The sequence below is a fragment of the Mycobacterium sp. TH-M116 genome (assembly GCF_057473685.1).
The window spans coordinates 1-1,750 of the sequence record NZ_JBYCLC010000134.1; the positions used below are offsets into that span (position 1 = coordinate 1).

General features: G+C 69.7%; 2 protein-coding genes. Both read right to left on the reverse strand.

The features are described 5' to 3' along the window. Window positions 1-398: HIT family protein (locus AC2VOK_RS06490; protein ID WP_428899748.1), on the reverse strand; the 398-nt coding region annotated here is incomplete at its 3' end. Window positions 399-420: 22 nt separating this feature from the next. Next, window positions 421-1,584, reverse strand: coding sequence for a MalY/PatB family protein (locus AC2VOK_RS06495; protein ID WP_428899749.1), 1,164 nt, complete (start codon window positions 1,582-1,584; stop codon window positions 421-423). Window positions 1,585-1,750: the final 166 nt, after the last annotated feature.

The following is a 1,750-nucleotide window of genomic DNA, read 5'->3' on the forward strand; positions in this document are numbered from 1 at the left end:
TCCCGCAGGATCTGGCCGGTGGTTTCCCGGTCGGGGTCGCGGCGCAGCAGCATCCCCTTGGCGAGCGAGAGCTTGTCGCCGTCGCGGCGAGGCAGCACGTGCAGGTGGATGTGGAACACGCTCTGGAAGGCGGCGCGGCCGTCGTTGATCGCCATGTTTGTCGCGTCGGCCAATTCGGTGGCGCGCGCCGCGCGGGCGATCCGCTGGCCGAGGGTGGCCATCCCGGCCAACGTCTCCGGCGGGGTGTCGGTGAGGTCGACGCTGTGGCGTTTGGGCAGCACCAGCGTGTGGCCGCGGGTGACCGGGCGAATGTCGAGGATCGCCAGGTAGTCGTCGTCTTCGTGGATCCGGATGGCCGGGGCCCCCGCGGCGACGATGGCACAGAACACGCAGGACATGTCGCCCACGGTACGGGCCGGCTCAGGTGCGCAGCGCGCCGGCGATGGCGTCGATGGCGCGGTCCAGGATCGTGCGGGTGGTCGCGAAGTTCAGCCGGGCGAATCCGGAGGCTACCGAGGGGCCGAACGGGATGCCGGGGGACAACGCCACTTTGGCCCCGGCGAGCAGGTACTCCGCCGGCTCGGCCGCCAGGCCCAGTGCGCGGAAATCCACCCACGAGAGGTAGGTGCCCTCCGGGGCTGTGACCGTCACCCCGGGCACCCGCTCCGGCAGCGTCCGCGCCAGATGGTCGCGGTTGGCCCGCAGATAGGGCAGCAGCTCGTCCAGCCACGGTGCCCCATCCCGGTATGCGGCGATGTTCGCGCGGATGCCGACTGTCGAGGCGCCCATTTTGTGCAGCATGTTGACCCGGTGCCAGTCGTCGGCGTCGCGGGGATTGGACAGGATCACCTGCGCACACATCAGGCCGGGCAGGTTCCATCCCTTGGAGGCTGACGCCAGTGTGACCACGCTCGCCGCGGCCGCCTCCGACACCGAGGCCGCGGGAACGTGGCGTCGACCGTAGACGAGGGGCCCCCAGATCTCGTCGGCGATCACCCGGGCGCCGTGCGCCGCCGCGATGTCGACGACCGCCCGCAGCTCGTCGTCGGTGAACGCCGTGCCGAGCGGGTTGTTCGGATTGCACAGGATCACCGATCCGGCACCGCGGACGAACGCGGCCTCGAGCGCCTCCAGATCCGGCAGGTACCGCCCCGAATCCTGGCGCACCATCGGGATTTCGATCCGCTGGCGTCCGGTGACCTGCAGGACGTCGAAGAACGGCATGTAGGCAGGCACGGGCAGCACCACCGGGCTCTCGGGCCGGGTGAGGAACTTGACGACGACCTCCATCCCCTTGAGGACGTCGGGGACGACGCGCACCCAGTCGGGCCGTACCTGCCAGCCGTAACGCTGCCGGCACCAGTCGGCGGTCGCCCGCGGCAACGCGTCCTCGGTGAACGGCGGGTAGCCGAACTCCTCGTTCTCCACGCAGCGCCGCACCCCGTCGCGCACGGCGGGTGCCGTGGGATAGTCCATCTCGGCCACCCACAGTGGCAGCACGTCGGGCGCGAAATAATTCCACTTGATCGTGTTGCGGCGTCGGAGTTGTTCCTCGGTCAACGAGTCGAAGAGTTGATCCTGCATGGGCCGAATATGCACCACGGCCCCACCCCCGGCGCCGCCGGCGTCTCGGATCGGCCCGATATGCTGCCGCGATGTTGCGTCCTGGAAGTTGGATTGGACTAGCGGGTGAAAGTCCCGTCCCGGTAGGTACCGGAGCGCCGGGTAGCAGGCCCCGGTTTGTCGTGGA

Bases quoted from the DNA above. Each gene is read 5' to 3' on its own strand.
- AC2VOK_RS06495 (WP_428899749.1), bottom strand. From the start codon at position 1,584: ATGCAGGATCAACTCTTCGACTCGTTGACCGAGGAACAACTCCGACGC.